The sequence below is a fragment of the Streptomyces sp. NRRL S-378 genome (assembly GCF_000720645.1).
Taxonomy (GTDB): Bacteria; Actinomycetota; Actinomycetes; order Streptomycetales; family Streptomycetaceae; genus Streptomyces.
In genome coordinates this window covers 41,793-47,792 of the sequence record NZ_JOBX01000069.1, presented here as the reverse complement: position 1 = coordinate 47,792, position 6,000 = coordinate 41,793, and the positions used below count along the sequence as shown (strand labels likewise).

The window sequence follows — 6,000 nt, the reverse complement described above, 5'->3', positions numbered from 1 at the left end:
ATCGAAGGCCTCCGCGAACACCGGGAAGGCCCCGTACAGCTCACGCCCCATCCCCAGGCGCTGCGCACCCTGCCCCGTGAACAGCACCGCCAGACGGCCCGTACCGGCGACCGAACCCGTCACCTCCCCGTCCGCGACGGCACGCAGACCCGCGACGGCCTCCGCGCAGTCGGCGGCGACGACCACCGCCCGGTGCTCCAGCGCCGCACGCGACGTGACCAGCGAGTACGCGATGTCCGCGGCGCGCGCCGACCCGTCGCCCTCGATGCGATCAGCCAGCCGGGCGGCCTGAGCCCGCAGGGCCTCCGCCGACTTCGCGGACACCGCGAACGGCAGCGGGCCGCCCACGGGCCCGGCCGCGGACGCGGCCGTCTCCTCGGCGGGCGCCTCCTCGATGACGACGTGCGCGTTCGTACCGCTCACGCCGAACGACGAGACACCGGCACGACGCGGACGCCCGTTCCGCGGCCACGGGCGGGCCTCGGTCAGCAGCTCGACGGCGCCTGCGGTCCACTCGACGTGCGGGGTGGGCTCGTCGGCGTCGCCTCGATCGGGTCACCGAGCACGGTGCCCGTGCCGTGCGCCTCGACCACGTCCACATCCGCCGTGGTCAGACGACCGTTCGCCAGCGCCTGACGGATGACGCGCTCCTGCGAAGGACCGTTCGGGGCCGTCAGACCGTTCGAGGCACCGTCCTGGTTCACCGCGGAACCCCGCACCACCGCGAGCACCGGATGCCCGTTGCGGCGCGCGTCCGACAACCGCTCCAGGAGGATGACGGCGGCGCCCTCGGCCCAGGCGGTGCCGTCGGCGCCGGCCGAGAACGCCTTCGCACGGCCGTCCTCGGCGAGTCCGCGCTGGCGGGAGAACTCCACGAACACGCCCGGCGTGGCCATCAGGGCCACTCCCCCGGCGAGCGCCATCGAGCATTCGCCCTGACGCAGCGACTGGGCGGCCAGGTGCAGGGCGACCAGGGAGGAGGAGCAGGCGGTGTCGACCGTGACGGCCGGCCCCTCCAGCCCCAGGGTGTAGGAGACGCGGCCGGAGGCGACGCTGCCCGCGGTGCCGATGCCCAGGTAGCCCTCGGTGCCCTCGGGCACCTGCTGGATGTTGCTGGCGTAGTCGTGGTGCATCACACCGCTGAACACGCCGATGTGGGTGCCGCCCAGCGAGGTGGGGTCGATTCCGGCCCGCTCGACGGTCTCCCAGGAGGTCTCCAGCAGGAGCCGCTGCTGCGGGTCCATCGCGAGGGCCTCGCGGGGCGAGATCCCGAAGAACGCGGCGTCGAAGTCGGCCATCTCCGGCAGGAAGCCGCCGTGGCGGGTGTACGAGGTGCCGGGGTTCGCGGGGTCCGGGTGGTAGAGGCGCTCCAGGTCCCAGCCCCTGTTGTCGGGGAACTCGGTGATGGCGTCGGTGCCTTCGGCGACCAGCCGCCACAGCTCCTCGGGCGAGGTCACCCCACCCGGCAGCTTGCAGCCCATGGCGACGATGGCGATGGGCTCGTCGGAGACCCCCGTGTGCGGGTGGTCGGCGACGGGCTCGCCCGACGGACCGCCGAACAGCCGCTTGCGCAGGTAGGCGGCGACGGCAGCGGGCTTGGGGTGATCGAAGGCGAGGGTGACCGGGAGTCGCAGCCCGGACTCCTCGGTGAGGCGGTTGCGCAGTTCGACGGCGGTCGCCGAGGTGAAGCCGAGCTCCTTGAAGCTGCGGGTGGTGTCGAAGGAGGTGAGGCCGGTGATGGCACGCACCTGTTCGGCGACGAGTTCGGTCAGCAGCCGGTCCTGCTCGGTCTCCGGGTGCCCCTCGAAACGGGCCTTGAACGCCTGCGAGTGGTCCTCGTCGGGAGCCACGGCCGTGGTGCGCGGTGTGTCGATGAGGTCGGCCAGCAGCGCCGGCACCTCCCCGTCGGGCAGGGCGGCGATGTCGGGCCGTATGGCGGTCAGCTGTGCCTGCGCGACGGTGTGCGCGGCGTCGAACATGGCCAGGGCCTCCTGCGCGGCGAGCATGCCGGTGCCGGTCGGCCGGGCGCGGCCGGGCGTCTCGGCCGCCGCGCCGTCCCAGGGGCCGAGCACGAAGGAGAGCGCGGGCAGTCCCAGGGCGTGGCGGTGGCCGACGAGGGCGTCGAGACCGGCGGCTGCAGCAGCCGCCATGCCGTGGCCGGGGGTCCCCAGGATGCCGTCGGCAGGGGGGACCACGATGAACGTGGCGAGCGTGGAGTCCTTGGTCAGCTCGTGCAGGTTCACCGCCCCCTGGAGGGCGAGACGGCGGCCCTGGACCGTGTCCAGGTCCTCACGGCCCGCGGTGTGGACGACCGCGGTGACGGGCGGCTCGGCCCTGGCGAGGAGCTTGCCCACGGCCCTGCGGTCGGCGACGTCGCAGGCTTCGAGTCGGGCGTCGGCGCCGCCGCGGGCCAGTTCTGCCTGGAGAGCGGCGGCCGCCGCGTCGTTGCGGCCGCCACCGCTGACGAGCAGCACGCGGCGGGCCCCGTACACGTCGACGAGATGGCGGGCGATGCTCTCGGCGGCGACACCGTCGGCACCGGTCAGCAGGACCGTTCCGGTGACGTCGGGAGCGGAGCCGGACCCGACGCCGTGGCCGGCGCCGCGGGCGCCCGCGGCCGAGACGGACGCGCGGACGAGCCTCGGGCGGAGCAGGACACCGTCCCTGATCGCCGACTGCGGCTCCTGGGAGGCGAAGGCCGTGGCGAGGGCGGTGGCGGTGCGGAGGTCGTCGAGGCTCTCGTCGGCGCCGAGGTCGGTCAGTACGAACCTCTCCGGGTGCTCTGCCTGGTAGGAACGGACCAGACCCCAGACGGCGGCGTGTGCCATGCCGTCCAGGTCGTCGTCAGGTCCTGTGGCGACGGCGTCGCAGGTGACCACCGTGAGCGGCACCATGGCGGTGCGCTCCTCGGCCAGCCACGCGTCCAGGCCCTGGGCGACCCGGGCCACGAGGGCCTCGATCGCCTCGGCCCGGCGGCAGGTGCTCTCGTCGGCCTCACCGAGGAACAGCATGGCCACATCGGGGGCGGGGGCACCTGCGGCGAGTTCGTCGAGGAAGGAGTCGAGCGCGTCGACGCCGGCGAGTCCGTCCACTTCCGCGAGGTTGGCGAGCCCGCCCAGCGCGAGGTGGGTGTCGACCGTGTTGCCGAGGTCCTCCAACGTGGTGGTCAGGCCGGTGCCGTAGAGGTCACCGGCGACCGCCCAGTGGCCGGGGACGACCTCGGGGGCGGACACGGACGGCAGCGGTAGCCAGTCGGTGCGGAACAGGGACTCGTAGCGGCCGTCGCCCGAGGCGCGCAGCCGGGCGGGGCGTTCCAGCAGGACGTGCCGCTTGATCTTCCCGGAGGCGGTTCGGGGGATGCGGTCGATCTCGTAGAGCTCCTCGGGGATCTTGTGGTAGGCCAGGCGCTCCCGGCACGCCTCGTACAGGCGCTCCAGGTCGAGTCCCTGCGGGCCGGGAACGAGGAAGGCCACCGGTACCTCGCCGAGCACCCGATGGGGCTTGCCCGCGACCGCGACGTCGGCGACGCCGGGCACACCGCGCAGGACCTCCTCCACCTCGCCGGGGTGGATGTTCTCCCCGCCGCGGATGACGAGTTCCTTGATGCGGCCGGTGACGGTGAAGTAGCCCTGCTCGTCGCGGCGCGCGAGGTCGCCGGTGCGGAACCAGCCGTCGCTCATCGCCTCGGCGGTGGCCTCCGGCTGGTTGTGGTAGCCGACCATCACGCTGGCGCCCTTGACCCAGACCTCGCCCTCCTCTCCGGTGGCGACGTCCACTCCCGTCTCGGGATGGACCAGGCGCACGCCGAGGCCGGGGACGGGCAGTCCGCAGGAGCCCTCGACGCGCGCGCCGGTGGGCCAGTTGATGGTGATGGAGCCGCAGGTCTCGGTGGATCCGTAGGCGTCGAGCAGCGGGGCCCCGAAGACCTCTTCGAAGGACTGGCGCAGCTCGGCTGTGGTGATGGCGCCGCCCACCAGGCACATGCGCAGTTCCGGGGCGGTGAACCCGCGCTCACGGGCGGCCTGGACCAGGTAGTGGTACATCGTCGGCACACCGGCGAGGAAGGTGGCGTTCTCCTCGCGGACGGCGTCGAGGATCTCGTCGGCGGAGAAGCCGTCGACGATCCGGGCCGTGGCGCCGACGGCGGTCACCGTGAGCACGCAGACGATGTGCGCGAGGCTGTGGAAGAGCGGCAGCGGCCAGACCACACGGTCCTGCTCGGTCAGACCCGGAATGGGCGCGTAGCAGGCGGCGACGGACGTGAGGCAGTTGCGCTGGGTGGACAGCACCCCCTTGGGACGACCGGTGGTCCCGGAGGTGTAGAGCATCCAGGCGACGTCATCGAGGCCGAGGTCGTCGTGGGCGGGCTGGGCCGGTTCGGTGGCGGCCAGCGTCTCGAAGGCGGTGGTGCCCTTGGGGGCGCCGGCGGGGATCCCCTCGTTGCCGGTGACGACCACGCGGATGTGGGGGCGGTCCTTGAGGAGCCGGGCGACGAGCTCGATCCGGGAGGGCTCCGTGATGACGACACGGGCACCGCTGTCGTCGAGGAGGTAGGAGAGCTCGGACTCCGTGAGGCGGGGGTTGAGCGGCACGCCGACACCGGCCGCCCTGGTGATCGCGAGATAGCTCTCGACGAACTCCACGCTGTTGCCGTGCAGGATCGCGGCCCGGTCGCCCGGCTGCAGCCGCAGTCCCGCCAGATGACCGGCCAGCCGGCGCGTGCGCTCCTCCAGTTCGGCATGGGTCACGCTGCGCCGCGCGTCGCGGTAGGCGACCTTGCCCCCGAAGCGATCGGCGTTCACCCTCAGCAGCTCGGGCAGCGGCCGGATCAATTCGGTACGCAGCATGGCGGACACCCTTCGTCGAATAGAAAGTCACGATGCGGAGATCACAGCGTCACATTCACGGGGTCCGGGTGACCCATTATCACCCCCCCTATGTGGGCCCTGGATTGACGCGGGACGGCGATCGGGGGTAGGGGTACGGGGTTCAATGCGACGGTAATCATCCGCCTCGCCTTCACCGGAGGAATGCAATGGAACATCCCGAACGGGCAACGTCAGGAATTTCCGGGAAGACGAGGCTTTTCGCGGTTCTCGGCGACCCCGTGGAACAGGTCCGCGCTCCGCAGATGCTCAATCCGGTGTTCTCCTCACTCGGCATAGACGCCGTGCTGGTACCGGTGCACGCGCCGGTCGGGCAGCTGGGCGAGGTGGTGCGCGGCCTGCAGCGCTCCCGCAACGTGGACGGGCTGCTCGTGACCGTTCCGCACAAGGACGCCGTGCGGCGGTTCGCCGACGTCAACAGCCCCGCCGTGGAACTGGCGGGCAGCGCCAACGCGCTGCGGCGGGGGGAGGACGGCCGCTGGTACGGGGAGAACTTCGACGGCGCCGGATTCGTGACCGGACTGGTCGGAGCCGGTCACCCCCCCACGGGCCGGCGCGTCGCCCTGGTGGGTGCGGGAGGAGCGGGAGGCGCGATCGCCGCCGCGCTGACGACGGCCGGGGTGGACCGCCTGGACGTGTTCGACCACGACGCCGCACGCGTGGAGTCGGTCGTGGACCGGCTGTCCCGGTACGCCCCGGGGCGGGTCGTCGCCGGTGCACAGGATGCCCTCGGCTCGGCGCACATCGTGGTCAACGCGACCCCGGTGGGCCTGCGAACGGGGGATCCGCTGCCCTTCGACCCGGCCGCGCTGGCCGACGGGACCCTGGTCGCGGACATCATCATGACTCCGCGTGAGACGGAGCTGCTCAAGGCGGCGGCCGCACGGGGGCTGCCGGTGCACCACGGCCACCACATGCTGGCGCACCAGTTGGAGATGTACCTGGATTTCTTCGGACTGCGGCGGCCCGCTCCCGTCGGAGCCTGACCCGCGACGGGCAGAACCGCACCCCGCCCGGGGCCGCCGCACCCCTCCCGGGGCCGCCGCCCACGGCCCCGGGAGCCGGGGTTCGCGGGCAGTGCCCGGCGGGTTCCCGCCCCGTTGCCATGCCCTTC

General features: G+C 72.9%; 1 protein-coding gene and 2 pseudogenes. 1 reads left to right on the top strand and 2 read right to left on the bottom strand.

What is annotated here, in order from left to right; translation table 11 throughout:
• Both IH80_RS47490 and IH80_RS47485 read right to left on the bottom strand, forming a co-directional pair.
• Positions 1 to 2,513, bottom strand: a pseudogene (locus tag IH80_RS47490) (beta-ketoacyl synthase N-terminal-like domain-containing protein); the annotation flags it as partial.
• A gap of 135 nt (positions 2,514 to 2,648) precedes the next feature.
• Positions 2,649 to 4,847: pseudogene (locus IH80_RS47485) on the bottom strand (AMP-binding protein); the annotation flags it as partial.
• Positions 4,848 to 5,035: 188 nt separating this feature from the next.
• Here IH80_RS47485 and IH80_RS0132620 point away from each other — a divergent pair.
• Entirely contained in the window at positions 5,036 to 5,872 is an 837-nt protein-coding gene (locus tag IH80_RS0132620; RefSeq protein WP_030965280.1) for a shikimate dehydrogenase family protein, read from the top strand.
• Positions 5,873 to 6,000 lie beyond the last annotated feature (128 nt).